This window comes from Maritimibacter sp. UBA3975 (genome assembly GCF_002384975.1).
GTDB lineage: Bacteria > Pseudomonadota > Alphaproteobacteria > Rhodobacterales > Rhodobacteraceae > Maritimibacter.
Window position 1 is genome coordinate 279,797 of sequence record NZ_DGCP01000012.1, and the last position, 17,977, is coordinate 297,773.

The 17,977-nt window shown below is 65.9% G+C and carries 18 protein-coding genes; 9 read left to right on the forward strand and 9 right to left on the reverse strand.

Going from position 1 to position 17,977, the window contains the following annotated elements:
• Positions 1–7: 7 nt before the first annotated feature.
• The 3 genes from B2585_RS15225 to B2585_RS15235 all read right to left on the reverse strand — a co-directional run bounded on the left by B2585_RS15225 (position 8) and on the right by B2585_RS15235 (position 2,482).
• Complete coding sequence (locus tag B2585_RS15225; RefSeq protein WP_414674061.1) at positions 8–898, reverse strand: cation diffusion facilitator family transporter; 891 nt, start codon at positions 896–898, stop codon at positions 8–10.
• A 64-nt stretch (positions 899–962) separates the two neighbouring features.
• Positions 963–1,925, reverse strand: coding sequence for a hypothetical protein (locus tag B2585_RS15230; RefSeq protein ID WP_292024795.1), 963 nt, complete (start codon positions 1,923–1,925; stop codon positions 963–965).
• 35 nt (positions 1,926–1,960) lie between these two features.
• Positions 1,961–2,482 (reverse strand): SH3 domain-containing protein, encoded by a 522-nt coding sequence (locus B2585_RS15235; protein ID WP_292024796.1) that lies wholly within the window; start codon positions 2,480–2,482, stop codon positions 1,961–1,963.
• Between the two features lie 129 nt (positions 2,483–2,611).
• Between B2585_RS15235 and B2585_RS15240 the strand changes: the two genes are divergently transcribed.
• Positions 2,612–3,598, forward strand: a complete 987-nt coding sequence (locus B2585_RS15240) for a 2-hydroxyacid dehydrogenase (RefSeq protein WP_292024797.1) — start codon at positions 2,612–2,614, stop codon at positions 3,596–3,598.
• Here the strand turns inward: B2585_RS15240 and B2585_RS15245 are convergent.
• A complete protein-coding gene (locus B2585_RS15245; RefSeq protein ID WP_292024798.1) occupies positions 3,595–4,506 on the reverse strand; it encodes a DMT family transporter in 912 nt (303 codons plus the stop codon). The genes B2585_RS15240 and B2585_RS15245 overlap by 4 nt on opposite strands.
• A gap of 152 nt (positions 4,507–4,658) precedes the next feature.
• Between B2585_RS15245 and B2585_RS15250 the strand changes: the two genes are divergently transcribed.
• Genes B2585_RS15250 through B2585_RS15260 form a run of 3 tightly spaced genes read left to right on the forward strand, consistent with a single transcriptional unit; the run spans position 4,659 to position 5,450 of the window.
• Positions 4,659–4,826, forward strand: a complete 168-nt coding sequence (locus tag B2585_RS15250) for a hypothetical protein (RefSeq protein ID WP_292024799.1) — start codon at positions 4,659–4,661, stop codon at positions 4,824–4,826.
• Complete coding sequence (gene hemP / locus B2585_RS15255) at positions 4,823–4,984, forward strand: hemin uptake protein HemP (RefSeq protein WP_292024800.1); 162 nt, start codon at positions 4,823–4,825, stop codon at positions 4,982–4,984. The genes B2585_RS15250 and hemP overlap by 4 nt, the downstream gene beginning before the upstream one ends.
• Positions 4,985–4,991: 7 nt before the next feature.
• Positions 4,992–5,450 carry a hypothetical protein gene (locus B2585_RS15260; protein WP_292024801.1) on the forward strand — a complete coding sequence of 153 codons (459 nt, stop codon included), beginning with the start codon at positions 4,992–4,994 and terminating at the stop codon, positions 5,448–5,450.
• 7 nt (positions 5,451–5,457) lie between these two features.
• On the opposite strand, the gene B2585_RS15265 is transcribed toward B2585_RS15260, so the two are convergent.
• Positions 5,458–6,198: a YebC/PmpR family DNA-binding transcriptional regulator gene (locus B2585_RS15265; protein WP_292024802.1), complete on the reverse strand. Its 741-nt coding sequence runs from the start codon at positions 6,196–6,198 to the stop codon at positions 5,458–5,460.
• A 236-nt stretch (positions 6,199–6,434) separates the two neighbouring features.
• A complete protein-coding gene (locus B2585_RS15270) occupies positions 6,435–6,878 on the reverse strand; it encodes an Lrp/AsnC family transcriptional regulator (protein WP_292024803.1) in 444 nt (147 codons plus the stop codon).
• A gap of 82 nt (positions 6,879–6,960) precedes the next feature.
• Between B2585_RS15270 and B2585_RS15275 the strand changes: the two genes are divergently transcribed.
• Genes B2585_RS15275 through B2585_RS15290 form a run of 4 tightly spaced genes read left to right on the forward strand, consistent with a single transcriptional unit; the run spans position 6,961 to position 11,401 of the window.
• A complete protein-coding gene (locus tag B2585_RS15275) occupies positions 6,961–7,554 on the forward strand; it encodes a LysE family translocator (RefSeq protein WP_292024804.1) in 594 nt (197 codons plus the stop codon).
• Positions 7,555–7,585: 31 nt separating this feature from the next.
• A complete protein-coding gene (locus B2585_RS15280; protein WP_292024805.1) occupies positions 7,586–9,367 on the forward strand; it encodes an SLC13 family permease in 1,782 nt (593 codons plus the stop codon).
• A gap of 9 nt (positions 9,368–9,376) precedes the next feature.
• Positions 9,377–10,549 (forward strand): hypothetical protein, encoded by a 1,173-nt coding sequence (locus B2585_RS15285; protein ID WP_292024806.1) that lies wholly within the window; start codon positions 9,377–9,379, stop codon positions 10,547–10,549.
• Between the two features lie 51 nt (positions 10,550–10,600).
• The gene (locus B2585_RS15290; protein WP_292024807.1) at positions 10,601–11,401 is read left to right on the forward strand and encodes a DUF1194 domain-containing protein; all 801 of its coding nucleotides are present in this window, start codon (positions 10,601–10,603) and stop codon (positions 11,399–11,401) included.
• Positions 11,402–11,455: 54 nt separating this feature from the next.
• On the opposite strand, the gene scpA is transcribed toward B2585_RS15290, so the two are convergent.
• On the reverse strand, positions 11,456–13,582 hold the full coding sequence (gene scpA / locus B2585_RS15295; protein WP_292024808.1) for a methylmalonyl-CoA mutase: 2,127 nt from the start codon (positions 13,580–13,582) through the stop codon (positions 11,456–11,458).
• A gap of 84 nt (positions 13,583–13,666) precedes the next feature.
• Between scpA and B2585_RS15300 the strand changes: the two genes are divergently transcribed.
• The gene (locus tag B2585_RS15300) at positions 13,667–14,107 is read left to right on the forward strand and encodes a DUF4174 domain-containing protein (RefSeq protein WP_292024809.1); all 441 of its coding nucleotides are present in this window, start codon (positions 13,667–13,669) and stop codon (positions 14,105–14,107) included.
• Positions 14,108–14,120: 13 nt separating this feature from the next.
• Here the strand turns inward: B2585_RS15300 and B2585_RS15305 are convergent, their stop codons facing one another.
• Positions 14,121–15,725, reverse strand: coding sequence for a hypothetical protein (locus B2585_RS15305; RefSeq protein ID WP_292024810.1), 1,605 nt, complete (start codon positions 15,723–15,725; stop codon positions 14,121–14,123).
• Positions 15,726–15,791: 66 nt separating this feature from the next.
• Positions 15,792–17,837 (reverse strand): acetyl-CoA carboxylase biotin carboxylase subunit, encoded by a 2,046-nt coding sequence (locus B2585_RS15310; protein ID WP_292024811.1) that lies wholly within the window; start codon positions 17,835–17,837, stop codon positions 15,792–15,794.
• Positions 17,838–17,977: the final 140 nt, after the last annotated feature.

The window sequence follows — 17,977 nt, forward strand, 5'->3', positions numbered from 1 at the left end:
GCGGCGCTCAGGTCTGACGCGACGGGTCCTCGGGGTGGGGTTCCACCCCGACCGGGTCCTTGTGGATCAGGACGTCGGTGTCGGGAAACTCGTTCAGGAGCTTGCGCCGCAGGGCCGCGCCGATGGCGTGCGCCTCGTCAAGCGTCTGGTTTCCGTCGAGTTCGATGTGCAGGTTCACGAAGGTCACAGATCCGGCCATGCGCGTCTTGAGGTCGTGGAAGCCGTAAACGCCCGGAAAGTCGCGCACCACGCTTTCGATCCCCGCGATGGTGGTGTCGTCGGCGGCGCGGTCCATGAGCGCGTCCCACGCGCCCTTGAAGATGTTGATCGCGCCGACCACCAGCATGAGTGCGGCGCCGATGGCCACGATGCTGTCGATGCTGGCCAGCCCGAAGGCCGCCGAGGCCCAGAGCGAGACGATGGCGCCCAGGTTGGGAAGCAGGTCCCCCAGGTAATGCAGGCTGTCGGCGCGCACCACGCGGCTGCCGGTGCGCCGCGCGACGAAACGCTGCCAGCCGACCAGCGCGATGGTGAGCGCGATGGACACCGACATGACAACGATCCCGCGCCCTTCGTTGGCGAGCGTGACCGGATCGTCGGACAAGAGCCGCGCGACGGCAGCCCAGCCGATGACGGCGGCGGACACCATGATGAAGAGCGATTGGCCGAGCGCGGCGAGGTCTTCGGCAGAACTGTGTCCGAACGCGTGATCATCGTCGGCGGGGCGGGCGGCATAGGCGATGGCGGCGAGTCCGCCCAGCGACACCATCAGGTCCATCGCGCTGTCGGCGAGCGAGGCCGCGACGGACAGCGCCCCCGTATCACCCAGAGCCCAGACCTTCAGCCCGACGAGCGTCAGGGCCACCAACGACGAGGCGATGCCGGCGGACAGATTCATGCGGGTGTGACTGGCCATCTCGTCCCCTCAAGCCTTGGGGGGTCTGATTAGCGCAAGGTCGGGGCTACGGAAAGACCTTGTCGCTGATCCGTTCCCACGCCCGCTCGGCAAACGCGTCCTTGGAGATTTCGAGCAGGTGGCGGTGCAGGAACCAGTAGAGGAATTTCTCGAACGGAAAGCCCTTCATGCTGGTGCGGCCATAGTCCATCGCCTCGACGAGTTCCTTGGTCGTGCGCGCAGTGAGCGTGGCCTGCCAGTAATCCGTCTTGGCGCAGGTCACGACCGTCTTGCGTTGCATCAGGGCCTCGAACCCCGCACCGGAGTTCTGCGTGACCACGATGTCGGCTGCGGCGGCGAGGTCATGAACGGAAGCGTCCGTTAACACCACGTTGGGATATTCCTGTGCGACGGCCATGATGTCGCGCCGCATCGGTTTGGACTGCGCCGGATGGGGCTTGAGGTAGATCAGCCGTTCAGTCTCATGCTCGGCCACCGTGCGGATCATCTGCTCGGTGGTGAGGAAATGCTGGCGGAAGTGGTGCCGCTCGATCTCCTGGCAGAAGATGGTGGCGCGGGCGCGGTCGAGCCCGCCCTCGACGCGCGCGGCCTGCCGGATGGGGGAGACGTTGTGCTCCAGCATCCAGCTTGTCACGCCGTTGAAGAAATAGGTCGCGGGCTCGGCCTCGATCCGCTCCGGGGCGAACTGGTTGAAGCGCACGGAGCTGTTGGCACCCACGCCCACCTCGTCCAGATACCAGAACCCCGACACCGGGCCGGGTCCGACGTGGAGCGCGTCGGGGGCGTAGCGCGGCGCGTCGCCGAAGATGATGTGGATATTGCCGAGGGCGGGGTTCGAAAGCATCTCGGCGACCTTGGACTGCGCGCGCACGACGCGGGTCTGGAGGCCTTCACGCAGGGCGCGTTCGGCGAGTCTGGGAAAGAACGTGGCGCTGCCGGAGGTGACGGCGTCGAGCCTGTCACGCTCGGCATGGATCAGGATGACCCGCCGGCCCTGCTTCATCAACATGCGGGCGGAGGCCGGTGTGGCGACCTCTTCGATTCCTATTCGAACACCTCGTCCGGTCGGACGCCCCATAGTGCGGACTTCACCATCCATCCCCGATACCCCCCTGCTTTCACGCGGCACCACGCCGGGCCGCAGCGATCCAAATTGACGATCACGCCCGCTTCGAGCCGTGCCTTGACCTGTCCGTCCGGCATCGCGCGGGCGAGAACCGGCACCAGGTCGGTCTCGACGATGCCGGTGCGCGCGCCCGAGATGAGCGAGTAGTGGACCCAGCCGCCGACCCCGTCGCGGTCCTGCACCCGGCGCCAATGGCCGAATTCGCCCGTCACCTCGACCGGCATCCCGCGCCGGGTGAACACCCAGTCGATCTTGTGCGTGAGAGACGGGCCGCGGCGCACGTTGGCGACGCTTACCTTGAGCGAGACGAACCGGGGCATGGGCAGGTTTGTGACAGGGCCGCGCTCGGCCCCGCTTTCGGCCGCGCGTGCTTCGACACCCGAGACGAGGAGACCCACCACGAGAGCCGAAAACGCCAGAAATGCGCCAATCTTCGTCATTGCTCTGCCCGCGAACGCGCGTTGTCGATTATTGGCCGCGCAATTTTATTATCCTGCGCTTGTGCCTTTTTGCGTTCCCTGACACGATGCCACCGACGCGCTTGAAAAGAAAGTCCGGGGAGGCAGTGAATGGCTCGTAAGCCCTTGAGTGTTGTCGTTACGCGACGGTTGCCGGAGGCAGTCGAAACGCGGATGCGAGAGCTGTTCGACGTCGAGCTGAACGAGACCGACGTGCCGATGAGCCGCGATGCGCTCGCCGATGCGATGCGCCGTGCGGATGTGCTTGTCCCGACGCTTACGGACCAGATCGACCAAGGGTTGTTGGCCCAGGCCGGGGCGCAGCTCAAGCTCATTGCGAATTACGGTGCCGGGGTCGATCACATCGACGTCCAGACAGCCCGCCAGCGCGGCATCCTCGTCTCCAACACGCCCGGCGTCTCGGCCGACGATACTGCCGACATGGCGCTGGCACTCATCATCTCGGTCGCGCGCAAGCTGCCCGAAGGCATCCGCCAGATGGCCGCGAACGAATGGACCGGCTGGTCGCCGTCGAACATGCTGGGCACCCGGATCGCGGGCAAGCGGCTGGGCATCCTCGGCATGGGCCGGATCGGTCAGGCCGTGGCGCGGCGCGCGGCGGTCTTCGGGATGCAGGTGCATTACCACAATCGCAAGCCGCTGCACCCCGACATCGAGGCGGAACTCGGCGCGACCTACTGGGAGAGCCTCGACCAGATGGTGAGCCGCGTGGACGTGCTGTCGATCAACGCACCGCACACGCCCTCGACCTTTCACCTGATGAACGCGCGGCGGCTCAGGCTGATGAAGCCGGAAGCGGTCATCATCAACACCTCGCGGGGCGAGGTCATCGACGAGAACGCCCTCACGCGGATGCTGCGGGCTGGCGAGCTGGGCGGGGCCGGGCTCGACGTGTTCGAACATGGGCACGAGGTGAACCCGCGCCTGCGTGAACTGCCCAACGTGGTGCTGCTTCCCCACATGGGGTCCGCGACCGTCGAGGGCCGTATCGAGATGGGCGAAAAGGTCATCATCAACATCAAGACCTTCGATGATGGTCACCGGCCGCCAGATCAGGTCGTGCCGGGGATGCTCTAGGGCTTCGTTTCGTTCGCGCCCGGCGTCACGCGCCGTTTCAGAACCGCCTCGCGCCATGTGATGAAGGTCACGGCCGCGATAATAAGCGTGCCGCCAGCCACGACGAAAGGGTCGATCCCTTCCGAGAACAGCACGGCCCCCAGCAGCACCGACCACACCAGTTGCAGGAAGGTGACCGGCTGCGTGACCGTCAGCGGCGCGGCGGCGAACGCCAGTGTCATGGTGTAGTGCCCGGCGGTCGCGAAGGCGGCGATCACAAAGAGCAGCCCCAGCTCGCCAGGCGTCGGAGTCACCCAGACCGAGAGTGCGAAGGGCGTAAGTCCGATGGTGACGGTCACCGCCAGCATGGTGACGATGACGAAGGGCTCCACCCGTTTCGCGATGGGGCTGAGGATCAGGTAGGCGACCGCGAAACATGCCGCAGTGAACATCATCGCGAAGTGCCCCGGGTCGAGTTCGCGCACACCCGGACGCAGAATCACCAGAGCGCCGACGAGCGCCACACCAATGGCCGCGATCCGCCGTGCCGCGAGCTTTTCCCCCAGAAAAAGCGCCGCACCGATCGTGACGAAAACCGGGTTCAGATAGTTGATCGCGGTCACCTCGGCCAGCGGGATGCGCGACATGGCGAAGAACCATGTGATGACTCCGGCGGTATGGAACACGCCGCGCGTGACCAGCAGGCCCAGCGTCTTGCGGTCGAGCCGCATGGCAAGGATGCGGGGCAGGAACGGGACGAAGAAAACAAGGCCAAGGACGTAGCGCAGCCAGCCCAACTCGGCTGCCGGTAGCCGACCGTCCATGGATTTCACCAGGGCCGTGAAGCCTACGAACAGGAGACCCGTCACCACCATCCAGAAGATGCCGGTCATGGGGTTCGGGGTGCTGTCGGAGGTCGCTTCGGTCATGGGGCACCGTGGCCCCGGCGCGCGACTGCGTGCAACCACGAACGGTGCGTCACGGGGCGATTGACTAATCCGAGTAAATTTGTCAGTTTTAGGAAAAGGCCCCTCCAGCCAACCTGTCAGGTCCAGCCAGAGGTCAGACTGAGGACATGGATATGACGCACACACGAGAGGCGCGGCGCACCGACGCGCCGACTGAAGACTCCACTCCGAACGACCGGGGCGAGGTCATCGCGATGCTCGCCGAAGCCGGACTGGGGCAGGGACACGGGATCGAATGGCTGCTGGATCGCCTGACAACCGGCGAGGAGGCGGCACGATGAACGCGATGACCGCCCCCGAAAGCAGCCGCGAAGCCCCCTGTCCGCTGCACCGCGCCGACGAGCTCACGCTTGGCGGGCGCACGGCCAAGATCATGCTGGGCGACGCCCTCTACACCCTGCGCATCACGCGCGCGGGCAAACTCATCCTGACCAAATGAGGCTGGCATGGACGGCGGCCTGACGACCCCGCGCGGCGGCGCGGCGGTCGGCTCTCTCGACGAGCTGGACGCGGTAGAAGCAGGGGCGGTCCTGTGCCTCAGGCTGTGGTGCCAGCCTGTGGACGCGCCGGATCGCGCGGCCTTCCTCGCGGATACGGCAGGGTCCGGCGGGCGCGCGGCGCTCGGTGCGATTGGCGCGCTGTGCGAGTTATGCCTGACCTATGGCCGGCGTCCGCTCATGCGTCACGCGATGGGCTGCCGCTGTCTGGGCGCGGACGAGGCCTGCGTCGCGCGGATCGTGGAGGCGGCGCTGGCGGGGGAGCGTGATGACGCCATGCTCATGGCCGCGCTTCTGGTCCGGGCCGACATGGCACCGGCGGCCGTCGCGCTGGCCGAACAGGCGGGCGTCGCCCTCGCGCGCCTCGCCGTCACCCCGGCAGACGCCCCGCGCGGTCCGCTCCACTAGCCCGCGATCAGAGCTGGTCCATCACCTCGTCGGACGCCTCGAAGTTCGTCGTCACGCGTTGCACGTCATCGTCATCTTCGAGCGCGTCGATCAGCTTCATGAGCTTCTGCATCGACTCGAGGTCCATTTCGGTGGTCGTCGTGGGCTTCCAGATCAGCTTGGTCGACTCGGATTCACCGAGTTCGCTCTCCAGCACACCCGACACGTCGTTGAGGTCGGTGTCAGCGCAATATATCACATGCCCGTCCTCCGAGCTCTCCACATCCTCCGCGCCCGCCTCGATCGCGGCCATCATCACGGTGTCCGCATCCCCGACGGAAGCCGGATAGACGACCTCGCCCTTGCGCTCGAACATGAAGCCGACCGATCCGGTCTCGCCCAGGTTTCCGCCGTTCTTGGAAAAGGTCGAGCGCACGTTCGACGCGGTCCGGTTTCGGTTGTCGGTCATCGCCTCGACGATCACCGCAACGCCATTGGGGCCGTAGCCCTCATAGCGGATCTCCTCGAAATCCTCGCCATCGCCCGCCTGCGATTTCTTGATCGCGCGGTCGATCACGTCCTTGGGGACGGAGTTAGACTTGGCTTCCTTGACGGAAAGCCGCAGGCGCGGGTTCTTGTCCGGGTCCGGGTCGCCCATCTTGGCGGCCACGGTGATTTCCTTGGCAAGCTTCGAGAACAGCTTCGAGCGCGCGGCGTCCTGCCGTCCCTTGCGGTGCTGGATATTCGCCCATTTTGAGTGACCGGCCATGCATGCCTCCATGCGTATTCATTGCGTCGCGCCTCTATATGTCACCGCGCGGGGGGCTCGCAAGCCCGTGTCCCGGCTTCTTCGTTCCCCAAATACTTCGGGAGGTCCGGAGGGCTGGCCCTCCGGTCCCGTCCCGGCCACGCGCCCTGTCGTTGCGAATGGGGCGCGTCGATGACACGGGCCGGCCGAGCGAAGCGAGGCCCCGCCGCGACGGGGCGCAGCCCCGGCGCAAACCCTCAGCCGCGCTCGTCCTTGGGCGATCCCATGACCACATGGGTGACGATCTGGTTCACCCCGTCCACGGTGCCCAGCCGGTCGGTGTGAAAGGTCTTGTAGGCCGCGAGGTCGGCGCATTCCACCCGAAGCAGGTATTCCACCGTGCCGGTGATGTTGTGACACTCCCGCACCTCGGGGCTCGCGATCATCGCCTGTTCGAACCGGCTCTGGGCGGTCTTGGTATGCGCGGACAGACCCACGGTGAGATAGGCCACGAAGCCGGCGCCCAGCTTGGCAGGGTCGGTCACGGCGCGGTATCCCCGGATCACGCCGGCGGCTTCGAGCGCCTGCACCCGGCGCAGGCAGGCCGAGGGCGACAGCCCGACTCGCTCCGCAAGCTGCGTGTTGGCCATGCGCCCGTCCCGGCGCAGCTCTTGCAATATTCGTTGGTCAATTCTGTCCATGACCGTGAATAGCTGCACCGAAAAGCCGATCGCAACACCAATTCGCAACCAATAGCGGCGAATGGGATGAAATACTTGCGCCATGACAGCGCAACTCCTCATCGCCCTTGTGGGCTTCGCCGCCGTGTCCTCGCTCACGCCGGGACCGAACAACCTGATGCTCATGGCATCCGGCGCGAACTTCGGCTTCCGGCGCACCGTGCCGCATATGCTCGGGGTCGGCATCGGGTTCACCGTGATGATCGTGCTGGTCGGTGCCGGGCTGATGGCCGTGTTCGACCGGGTGCCCGAACTGCACACCGTGCTCAAGGTCGTCGCGGTGCTCTACCTCGGCTGGCTCGCGTGGAAGATCGCCCATGCCGCCGCCCCCGGCGCGACAGGGGCCAAGGCCGCGCCCATGACCTTCCTTCAGGCCGCCGCCTTCCAGTGGGCCAACCCGAAGGCGTGGTCGATGGCGTTGACCGCCATTGCGGCCTATGCGCCGGATCGTTCGCTCCTCGCCGTGGTGTCGGTCGCGCTGGTCTTCGGTGCGGTGAACCTGCCCTCGGTCTCGGTCTGGACGGTGCTGGGCGGGCGCGTGCGGCTTTGGCTCACGGACGCCCGGCGGCTGACCGTGTTCAACTGGACCATGGCCGGTCTTCTTGTCGCCTCGCTGATCCCCGTCGTTCTCGCGTGACCTGCCGCGCCCAAGGCGCTAAGCCTTTGGCATGACGTTGGATCAGACAATTCTGTTCGCGCTGTTCGGCGGGGTGTTCGCCCTGCTGTTGTGGGGACGGATCCGGTATGACGTGATCGCGTTCGGTGCCCTGATCCTCGGCGCCCTCATCGGCGTGGTGCCGAAGGAGGACGTGTTTTCCGGCTTCGGCCACCCGGCCACTCTGATTGTCGCGCTGGTGCTGATCGTGTCGGCGGGGCTCGTGCGTTCCGGCGCGGTGTTCCTCATCACCCGGACGCTCGTGGACAGTTCGCGCAAGCTGGGCGCGCATATCGCGATCATGGGGGCCATCGGCGGGGTCCTGTCGGCTTTCATGAACAATGTGGCCGCGCTGGCGCTGCTCATGCCCGTCGACATCCAGACCGCGCGCAAGGCCGGTCGCGCGCCGGGGCTGAGCCTCATGCCGCTCTCTTTCGCGACGATACTCGGTGGCATGGCGACGCTCATCGGCACGCCCCCCAACATCATCATCGCCTCGATCCGGGGCGAGAGCCTGGGAGAGCCGTTTCGCATGTTCGACTTCGCCCCGGTGGGCGCGCTCACCGCGCTCGTGGGCCTCGTCTTAGTGTCCTTCGTCGGGTGGCGCTTCATCCCGCGGGCCGAGGAGGGCGGGGCGGCCATCGACCCGATGGAGGATTACTCGGACTACACCGCCGAACTCGTCGTGCCGGAGGAGGCCAAGCTCGTCGGACAGCGGGTGGAAGAGATCTATGAGGCCGCCGAAAGCGCGGATGTCGTGATCCTCGGCCTGATCCGGGACGGCAAGCGCAAGTACGGCAACCAGCGCACGACGCGGATCGAGGCGGGCGATACGCTCGTTCTGGAAGCCACGCCCGAGGCGCTGGATGAATTCCGGGCTGCCCAGTCGCTGAAGTTCGCCGACACCAAGCGAGAGGAACGGCTGCGGGCGGACGGTGCGGGGCTGGCCAAGATCGAGGTGGTCGTGACAGACGACAGCCGGATCAACGGCAAGACGGCGCAGGCCATCGGCCTGAACTGGCGGCGTCAGGCGGTGCTTCTGGGCATCCGCCGGTCGGGCAAGAAATTCCGCTCCCAGATCGCCAAGACCCCGGTGAAGTCGGGTGATATCCTGCTGCTGCTCGTGCCCTCGGGGCAGGAGTCGGCGGTGACCGAATGGCTGGGCGCGCTGCCCCTCGCTCAACGGGGCCTTGCCGTCACGCAGGAGCGCAAGGTGTGGCTCGCCATCGGCCTGTTCGCGTTTGCCGTGGCGGTGGCGAGCTTTGGCTGGGTCTATCTGCCGGTCGCGCTGGGCGCGGTCGTGGCGCTTTATGTCCTCACGGGGATCGTGCCTTTGTCCGAGGTCTATGACCACGTCGAATGGCCGGTAGTCGTGCTACTGGGCTCCATGATCCCGCTGGGTGCCGCGCTGGAGACAGCCGGAGGTACGCAGCTTATCGCGGGCGGGCTTGTCTCGCTCACCGAGGGGCTGCCCGCCTGGGCGGTGCTGACCATCCTCATGGTCGTGACGATGAGCTTGTCGGATGTGCTCAACAACACCGCCACCGCCATCGTGGCCGCGCCGGTGGGCATCCAGATGGCGCAGGTCATGGACAAGAACCCGGACCCCTTCCTTATGGCCGTGGCGGTCGCGGCGTCCTGCGCCTTTCTCACCCCCATCGGGCACAAGAACAACACGCTGATCCTCGGCCCCGGCGGTTACCGGTTCGGGGATTACTGGCGCATGGGCCTGCCGCTCGAGGCGATCGTGGTGGCCGTGTCCATCCCGCTCATCCTGATCTTCTGGCCGATGTAGGGGGTGCGTATGGGCTACGCCGAGCTTGTCGATGAAATCCTGGGACGCGGCACCCTGACACTCACGCCGGAAGAAGCGAAGGTGCTGGAAACGGCGCCGAGCGACTACCTCCCCGCCCAACGCATCCTCGGGGCCCATGCCTTCAATACCGGCGATACCGCGCGGGCGGTTGAGATCACGGGGTCGGTCTACCGGCTCGACCCGAACCGTGAGAACGCGTCCAACCACATCTCGGCGCTCACCCGTGCCGGTGCGGTGGAGGAGGCGCTGGCGGTTGCGGGCGACCCCGACACGCCGATCCCCGACGTGCTCAGGGCAAGCTATTTGTCCGAGTTGAACGGGCGGCGCGGCAATATCGAGGAAAACCGGCGCTGGTCGATCCGGGCGCTGGAGCTGAAGGAGGCCGAAGCGCGCGTCCTGACCGACCGGGCCGCGCCTGTGCTGCACAGCTTCAACCCCGAGACGCCGGAGCGCAACGTGCTGTCCTATTCCCTGTGGGGGTCCGGCGCGCGTTACATCGAGGGGGCGATCCGCAACGCCATTGTCGCGCGCTATGTCTACCCGGGCTGGACGCCCCGGTTCTACATCGACGACACGGTGCCGGAGGAGGCCAAGGCCGAGCTTCGGGCGAACGGGGCGCAGCTTCGGCTCGTCCCGCAACTGCCCGCGAACCGCTATGGCCTGTTCTGGCGCTTCCTCGTGGAGGACGACAAGAACGTGGACATCTACGTCGTGCGTGACGCCGACAGCGTGCCGAGTGTGCGCGAGCGGGTGGCGGTTCAGGACTGGCTGAACTCCGGCCAGCCGTTCCATGTCATGCGCGATTTCCTGACCCATTCCGAACTGGTGCTCGCCGGTCTCTGGGGCGCGCATCGCGGCAACATTCCCCGGATGGGCAAGCGCATCCTCGACTTCGCCAAATCGCGCGAGAAGGTTCTGAACTCGCGCGTTGACGATCAGCTGTTCCTGCGGCGCGAGGTCTGGCCGTGGATGCGGGACCGGGTGTTCGTGCAGGACAGCGCCTTCGGCTACGGGGAAAGTGCGCCGTTCGATCCCGACTACACGCTGCCCGGGCGGATGCATGTGGGGCAGGACGACTTCGCCCATCGTCGGGCGCAGGCCGAGATGCGTGCTGCGCGCGCGGCGGGCTACACCGTGCGCACCAAGGGCGAGGGCGGTTGACCACCGTCTTGTGAATGGACAGCGCGGCGGGCGGGCGCACATGCTGACGGGATGAAACGCTTCCCGTTCCTCGCCGCCGCCGTCCTTTCCGCCACCACCGCGCGTGCCGAGCCGCTTCTCGTGGACCTCGAACTCGCGTTGATGGTCGATGTGTCGCGGTCGGTCAGCTATGACGAACTGGAAATCCAGCGCCGGGGCTATGCCGCCGCGCTGCGGTCCGAGGCGCTGGCCGATGCGGTCGCCTCGGGCGCGATGGGCCGCATCGCGATCACCTATGTCGAATGGGCGGGGAGCCAGCGGGTCATCGTACCGTGGCAGCTGGTCGAAACGGGCGACGACCTCGCCACCTTTGCCGACGCGCTGTCGCTGACGTTCAATCCCACGATGCGTCGCACCTCGATCTCCGAGGCGCTGGCCTTTGCCACGGCCTCGCTAAATTCCAATGACTTCGATGGTATCCGGCGGGTGATCGATGTCTCGGGCGACGGGCCGAACAATCAGGGCCGGGGCGTGGAGCGCATGCGGGACGAGACCGTGGCGCAGGGGATCGTCATCAACGGCCTGCCGCTTCTGACCGAGGACGGGCTGTGGAGCCAATGGAGCATCGACGACCTCGACGTCTACTACCGCGACTGCGTGATCGGTGGGCCGGGGGCCTTTGTCGTTCCGGTGCTCGGGTGGGAGGATTTCGCGGACGCCGTGTTGCAGAAGCTGGTGATGGAAGTGTTCATCGGGTCCGCGCCGCCCGAAGAGCAGATCATCCCGGTGCAATACGAGGCGGGCGGCAGCTACGACTGTTTCATCGGGGAAAAGATGTGGGAGCAACGTTCGCGGGACTGGAACATGCCGTAACGAGATCGGGCCGGGCGTATGCCCGGCCCGTCACAGTCGTCTCCCGGTGACGCTTTACTTGCGCGCGGCACGGATGAGTTTGAGGATATCCTTGGCCGCCTCGGGAATGTTCGTCCCCGGTCCGAAGATCGCCTTCACCCCTGCTTTCTTGAGGAACTCATAGTCCTGCTGCGGGATCACGCCGCCGCAGATCACGATGATGTCGCCCGCGTCCTGCGCCTTCAGTGCCTCGATCAGCTTGGGTGCGAGCGTCTTGTGCCCGGCCGCCTGTGACGAGATGCCGACAACGTGGACGTCATTGTCCACCGCGTCCTGCGCGGCCTCGTCTGGAGTCTGGAACAGCGGGCCAACGTCGACGTCGAAGCCGATATCGGCAAAAGCGGTCGCGATGACCTTGGCGCCCCGGTCGTGGCCGTCCTGACCCATTTTCACGACGAGCATCCGGGGGCGGCGGCCCTCTTCTTCGGCGAAGGCTTCCACGTCTTTCTGGATCGCAGCGAAACCCTCGTCGCCCTCGTAGGCGGCACCATAGACACCGGCGAGCGTTTTGACTTCCGCGCGGTGGCGGCCGAATTCCTTTTCCATCGCCATGGAGATTTCTCCGACTGTGGCCCGGGCCCGGGCGGCTTCCACCGCGGCTTCGAGCAGGTTGCCGCCTTGCGTCGTGCGGCGGGTGAGTTCGTCCAGCGCCGCGTCGCAGGCGGCCTGATCGCGGCTCGCGCGGATGCGTTCCAGCGCCTTCACCTGACCGTCGCGCACGCGCACGTTGTCGACGTCCAGAATGTCGATCGGGTCCTCGTGGTCCTTGCGGTACTTGTTGACCCCGACGATGACCTCGTCGCCCCGGTCGATGTCGGCTTGGCGCCGCGCCGCAGTTTCCTCGATCCGAAGCTTGGGCATGCCGGAAGCCACGGCCTTGGTCATGCCGCCCATCTCGTCGATCTCTCGGATGAGGTCCCAGGCTTTTTCGGCCAGCTCATGTGTGAGGCTTTCGACGTAGTAGGAGCCAGCCAGCGGGTCCACCACGTTGGTGATTCCGGTCTCTTCCTGAAGGATGAGCTGCGTGTTGCGCGCGATCCGGGCCGAGAACTCGGTGGGCAGCGCGATGGCTTCGTCAAGCGCGTTGGTGTGCAGGCTCTGCGTGCCGCCGAGTGCTGCCGACATGGCCTCATATGCTGTGCGCACCACGTTGTTGTAAGGGTCCTGCTCTTGCAGAGACACGCCCGAGGTCTGGCAGTGGGTGCGCAGCATCTTGGAGCGTTCCTGCTTGGCCCCGACCTCTTCCATGATGCGATACCACAGGAGCCGGGCGGCGCGCAGCTTGGCGGCCTCCATGAAGAAGTTCATGCCGATGGCGAAGAAGAACGACAGGCGACCGGCAAAACGGTCCACGTCCATGCCCGCGTCCATTGCCGCTTTGACGTATTCCTTGCCGTCCGCCAGCGTGAAGGCCAGCTCCTGCACGAGGTTCGCGCCGGCCTCCTGCATGTGGTAGCCGGAGATCGAGATCGAGTTGAAGCGCGGCATCTCGTTCGAGGTGAATTCGATGATGTCCGAGATGATCCGCATCGAGGGCTCGGGCGGATAGATATAAGTGTTGCGGACCATGAACTCTTTCAGAATGTCGTTCTGAATGGTCCCCGAAAGAACCGCGCGGTCGTGCCCCTGTTCCTCGCCGGTCACGATGAAATTGGCGAGGATCGGGATCACGGCGCCGTTCATCGTCATGGACACGGAGACTTGATCCAGTGGGATACCGTCGAACAGGATCTTCATGTCCTCGACCGAGTCAATCGCCACGCCCGCCTTGCCGACGTCGCCCTCGACCCGCTCATGGTCCGAATCGTAGCCCCGGTGGGTGGCGAGGTCGAAGGCCACCGAGACGCCCTGTTGGCCCGCAGCCAGCGCCTTGCGGTAGAACTGGTTCGACTCTTCGGCAGTCGAGAAACCCGCGTATTGGCGGATGGTCCAGGGCCGTCCCGCATACATCGTGGCCTTCACGCCGCGCGTGAACGGGCCGAAGCCGGGCAGGCTGCCCATGTGGGGCAGATCGCTCGTGTCGTTCTCGGTATAGACGGGTTTGACCGTGATCCCCTCGAGCGTTTCCCAGTTCAAATCGTCGAGAGCGCGTCCGCGCAATTCCTTTTCGGCCAGCGCCTTCCAGTCGTTCTGGTCGCTCATAGGCTAACTCCTTCATCCGCGCCGAAAATCCGGCTCTTTGTTCGGGTGTCTCCTGCACCTATATTGAGAGGCGAAGGAGACGAGATGTTCAAAACCGCAGCCTTGGCCGGGATCATGATTTTGGCCGCCCCACTTGTCATGGCCGCCGAGGAGGCGCCGGAATTGCAGATCGTGGAGGCGGGGGACCTCGAGTTGTCCGATTTCCTGTGGGAAGCGCGGCCGCTCGTCGTCTTTGCAGACAGCGCGAACGACCCGCGATACCTTGAGCAGCTCGCTTTCATCACGGACCGGCCCGAGGATCTGATCGACCGCGACGTGTTGGTCATCACCGACACCGACCCCGATACGCTGTCACCGATTCGCACAGAACTGCGCCCGCGCGGCTTCATGATCGTGCTCATCGGCAAGGACGGACAGAAATATCTGCGCAAGCCGTTCCCGTGGAGCGTGCGCGAGATCACGCGCTCGATCGACAAGATGCCGTTGCGCCTACAGGAAATGCAGGACGAGCGGCTGGCGCGCTGAGGGCTGACCCGGCTCATGGTGCCATGCCCTCGGCCCAGTTGAATTCGGTGCCCGGCAAAAGCGTGGGGGTCCAGCCCGCCACGGCGCTGCGCAGGTCGTCCACGGCTGCCGGATCGGTCGCGTAAAAGGCCACCTTGTGCCCGCCGAGGAACCCGCCGGGCACGGTGAGGTCCAGGGAGCCGAGTTTGACCCAGTCGTCTCCCAGCCCGTCGCCGAACCAGTGGTCATAGACCATTGCGACCGGCACGTCGTACTTGTCGGTCAGGTCGCCCGCCCAGCCGGGTGTCGCGTTGGTCAGCCGGATCTCGCGCGCCTCGGATGAGGCGAGGCCCCAGAGGTCGAGGACATAGGCGTCGTTCTGCCAGCTCACGAGGCCGAGGTCGTTGACCGCCACCGGCCCTTGCCAATGGTCCTTCACGAATGTGGACATCTGGCCCTGTTGCAGGTGGATGGCCCGCGCGGCAGGGGGCAGGAGGTGGAACAGGAGCGGGATGCGGTAGGTGATGAACCCGCCCAGCACCACGAGCGCCACGGCCCCGGTCGCGATCCACCCCGGCCCCGGTGCGCCGAACGCCTTGGGCAGCATGGCGAGAAGCCCGGCGGCGGTGGCGACGAGGATGTAATGCTCATAGCGGTTGAGCCAGCCGATCTGACCGGCGGCGAGGTGCGCGGCGGCGGCCAGCACCACGACGGCGGCAAAAGCGCTCCACCGGCCCGACCTGATCGTGGGCGCGGCGCGCCAGACGATCAACGCCGCGATGGCGAGGATCAGCACGAATTTGCCCGCTGCCGGGACGAGGTTGTTGGCGACCACCGACAGGCGGCGCGCGAGGAAACCGGGCGCGTCGGAGGTGCCATGGGCGAGCTTGGATTGCACCGACGAGGGCAGGGGGTCGAGCCCGAGGGAGACGAGCAGCCCGGCAAACAGGACAAGCGGCAGCAGCCCAAGTGCGGCGACGGTGACGCCCGCGCGCCGCTCGCCGGTGAAAAACAGCGCCCCGGCGGCCAGCAGCGCGAGTGCGGCGCCTTCGATCCGAAGCGCCGTGCCGAGGAACGCCCCGGCACAGATCAGGACAAGCCCGCTGCGCCCGTCGAAATGGCGATAGAGCCCGAGGATCACGGCCATCGCGGCGGCGGCGTGAAGCGTGTGCTCCATCCCGACATAGCCGACCATCGGGATCATGACGGCGATGGGTCCGAGCAACGCGGCGGCCAATCCCAGCCAGTGCCAGCCCGCCTGACGGTATCCCGCCTCGGCCAGAAGCCGGCCCCAAAGCCACGCGGTCGCCCCCATGCCGACCACGTTCCACAAGAGCGGCAGGTAGCGGTGAAGCTCCGTCCCCGAGAACGGCACGAGCAGGAGCGGGAAGAGCGCGGATGAGCCGGGTGAAGACACGTCGCCCAGATTCACACCGTAGCCGCCGCGCGCGATGGTCTCGGCCAGCGCGAGGTGGATGTAGGGATCGTCCAGCGGATACTCGAAAACCCCGCCGGTGATGCGCAGGACCAGCGCCTGCAACACCGCGAAAACGATCAGGGCGCTGGCCACGGACAGCAGGGGAAAGGTCAGCCGACCGACCGTGACGCTTTGTCCTGTCTGCGAAAGCGACATGGTCATGCGTCAGGCCCCCGCACGCGGCGCGGGCCGGGTCTGTCCGTCCTGTCGCCGCGCCGGATCATCGCTCTATTCGAACTCCATGATGATCTCGTCCACGGCGAGGCTGTCGCCGGCCACCGCGTTGATCTTGGTCACGACGCCTTTCTTCTCGGCGCGCAGGATGTTTTCCATCTTCATCGCCTCGATGGTGCACAGCGGCTGCCCCTCGTGGATCTCCTGCCCCTCTTCCACATCGACCTTCACGACGAGGCCCGGCATTGGGCAGAGCAGCATCTTGGAGGTGTCGGGCGCGACCTTTTCCGGCATGAGCGCGGCGAGTTCGGCGGCGCGCGGTGTGCGCACGTTGACCCGCATGTCCGCGCCGCGTGTGCGCAGGCGGAAACCGCTGGTGATCTTGCCGACCTTGAGGACGAGCGGGTCGCCGTCCACGTCCATATGGGCGAGCTGGTCGCCCGGCTTCCAGGCGGAGGCCACGCGCATGGTCTTGCCATCCGCGAAGGTGACCGAGGAGCCGCCTTTGTCCGCAGCGATCGTGACCGGGAACGTCTTGCCCTGCACGGTGACGACCCAGTCGGTGCCGATGACACGTTCGTGGTTGTCCATCCGGCCGGAGATGCGGGTGCGCCGGATTTCGGTGACCCGGTACATCGCGGCGGCGGCAGCCGCGACGCGTTCCAGCTGTCCCTGCTCAAGCGTTACGCCCTCGAATCCTTCCGGGTATTCCTCGGCTATGAAAGCCGTGGTCATGTCGCCCGACACGAAGATCGGGTGGTCCATGACGGCGGACAGGAAGGGCAGGTTGTGTCCGATCCCCTCGACCTCGAAACTGTCGAGCGCGATGCGCATGGCCTCGATCGCCTCCGCCCGCGTCGGCGCCCATGTGCAGAGCTTCGCGATCATCGGGTCGTAATACATGCTGATCTCGCCGCCCTCAAAGACGCCGGTATCGTTGCGCACGGCAACTTCGCCTTCGGCGGCATCGCCCTGCCATTTGCCGTTGGTGACGAGCGGCCCGGCTGCTGTTTCCTCGGGCGGGCGGTAGCGGGTGAGTCGACCGATGGAGGGCAGGAACCCGCGATAGGGGTCCTCGGCGTAGAGCCGGTTCTCGATGGCCCAGCCGGTGAGGGTCACGTCGTCCTGCGTGATCGACAGAGCCTCGCCATTGGCCACGCGGATCATCTGTTCGACCAGATCGACGCCGGTGATGAGCTCGGTCACCGGGTGTTCCACCTGCAGGCGGGTGTTCATTTCAAGGAAGTAGAAATTCTTGTCGCCGTCGACGATGAATTCCACCGTGCCGGCGCTGGCGTAATCCACGGCCTTGGCCAGTGCCACGGCCTGTTCGCCCATCGCGCGTCGGGTCTCCTCATCGAGGAAGGGCGAGGGGGCTTCTTCCACGACCTTCTGGTTGCGGCGCTGGATCGAACATTCCCGCTCGCCCAGATAGATGCCGTTCCCGTGCCCGTCGCAGAGCACCTGAATCTCGATGTGACGCGGCTGGGTGACGAACTTCTCGATGAAGATACGGTCGTCGCCAAAGCTGTTGGCGGCTTCGTTCTTGGATGACTGGAAGCCCTCACGCGCCTCCTGGTCGTCCCACGCGATCCGCATCCCTTTGCCGCCGCCACCGGCAGAGGCCTTGATCATCACCGGGTAGCCGATCTCGTTCGAGATCTTCACGGCTTCCTCGGCATCCTCGATCAGACCCATGTAGCCCGGCACGGTCGACACGTCGGCTTCCTGCGCGAGCTTCTTGGAGGTGATCTTGTCCCCCATCGCCTCGATCGCGCCCTTGGGAGGTCCAATGAAGGCGACGCCGGCGGCCTCGAGCGCTTCGGCGAACTTGGCGTTCTCGGAGAGGAAGCCGTAGCCCGGATGCACCGCTTGCGCGCCGGATGCCTTCACCGCTTCCATCACCTTGTCGATGACGATGTAGGACTGGTTCGCGGGGGGCGGGCCGATGTGGATCGCCTCGTCGGCCATCTGGACATGGAGCGCATGGCGGTCCGCGTCGGAGTAGATGGCGACCGTCTTGATCCCCATCTTTTTCGCCGTCTTCATGACGCGGCACGCGATCTCGCCACGGTTCGCAATCAGGATCTTCTCGAACATGTCCTGTCCCTCTTCGTTACGTCTGGTTGGCGGCGGAGCCGCAGGTGTGGGGGAGTGGTCGCTCAACGCCAAGTGGCGGAGCGGCAAAGAAAATCCCGGGTTGGCCGGGGGAGGCCAACCCGGGCAGAAGGGGAAGGGTA

Bases quoted from the DNA above. Each gene is read 5' to 3' on its own strand.
- B2585_RS15310 (WP_292024811.1), bottom strand. From the start codon at position 17,837: ATGTTCGAGAAGATCCTGATTGCGAACCGTGGCGAGATCGCGTGCCGC.
- B2585_RS15280 (WP_292024805.1), top strand. From the start codon at position 7,586: ATGACGTTGGATCAGACAATTCTGTTCGCGCTGTTCGGCGGGGTGTTC.
- B2585_RS15305 (WP_292024810.1), bottom strand. From the start codon at position 15,725: ATGACCATGTCGCTTTCGCAGACAGGACAAAGCGTCACGGTCGGTCGG.
- B2585_RS15225 (WP_414674061.1), bottom strand. From the start codon at position 898: ATGAATCTGTCCGCCGGCATCGCCTCGTCGTTGGTGGCCCTGACGCTC.
- B2585_RS15230 (WP_292024795.1), bottom strand. From the start codon at position 1,925: ATGTTGATGAAGCAGGGCCGGCGGGTCATCCTGATCCATGCCGAGCGT.
- hemP (WP_292024800.1), top strand. From the start codon at position 4,823: ATGAACGCGATGACCGCCCCCGAAAGCAGCCGCGAAGCCCCCTGTCCG.
- B2585_RS15290 (WP_292024807.1), top strand. From the start codon at position 10,601: ATGAAACGCTTCCCGTTCCTCGCCGCCGCCGTCCTTTCCGCCACCACC.
- B2585_RS15260 (WP_292024801.1), top strand. From the start codon at position 4,992: ATGGACGGCGGCCTGACGACCCCGCGCGGCGGCGCGGCGGTCGGCTCT.
- scpA (WP_292024808.1), bottom strand. From the start codon at position 13,582: ATGAGCGACCAGAACGACTGGAAGGCGCTGGCCGAAAAGGAATTGCGC.
- B2585_RS15300 (WP_292024809.1), top strand. From the start codon at position 13,667: ATGTTCAAAACCGCAGCCTTGGCCGGGATCATGATTTTGGCCGCCCCA.
- B2585_RS15245 (WP_292024798.1), bottom strand. From the start codon at position 4,506: ATGACCGAAGCGACCTCCGACAGCACCCCGAACCCCATGACCGGCATC.
- B2585_RS15285 (WP_292024806.1), top strand. From the start codon at position 9,377: ATGGGCTACGCCGAGCTTGTCGATGAAATCCTGGGACGCGGCACCCTG.
- B2585_RS15275 (WP_292024804.1), top strand. From the start codon at position 6,961: ATGACAGCGCAACTCCTCATCGCCCTTGTGGGCTTCGCCGCCGTGTCC.
- B2585_RS15235 (WP_292024796.1), bottom strand. From the start codon at position 2,482: ATGACGAAGATTGGCGCATTTCTGGCGTTTTCGGCTCTCGTGGTGGGT.
- B2585_RS15250 (WP_292024799.1), top strand. From the start codon at position 4,659: ATGACGCACACACGAGAGGCGCGGCGCACCGACGCGCCGACTGAAGAC.
- B2585_RS15265 (WP_292024802.1), bottom strand. From the start codon at position 6,198: ATGGCCGGTCACTCAAAATGGGCGAATATCCAGCACCGCAAGGGACGG.
- B2585_RS15270 (WP_292024803.1), bottom strand. From the start codon at position 6,878: ATGGACAGAATTGACCAACGAATATTGCAAGAGCTGCGCCGGGACGGG.
- B2585_RS15240 (WP_292024797.1), top strand. From the start codon at position 2,612: ATGGCTCGTAAGCCCTTGAGTGTTGTCGTTACGCGACGGTTGCCGGAG.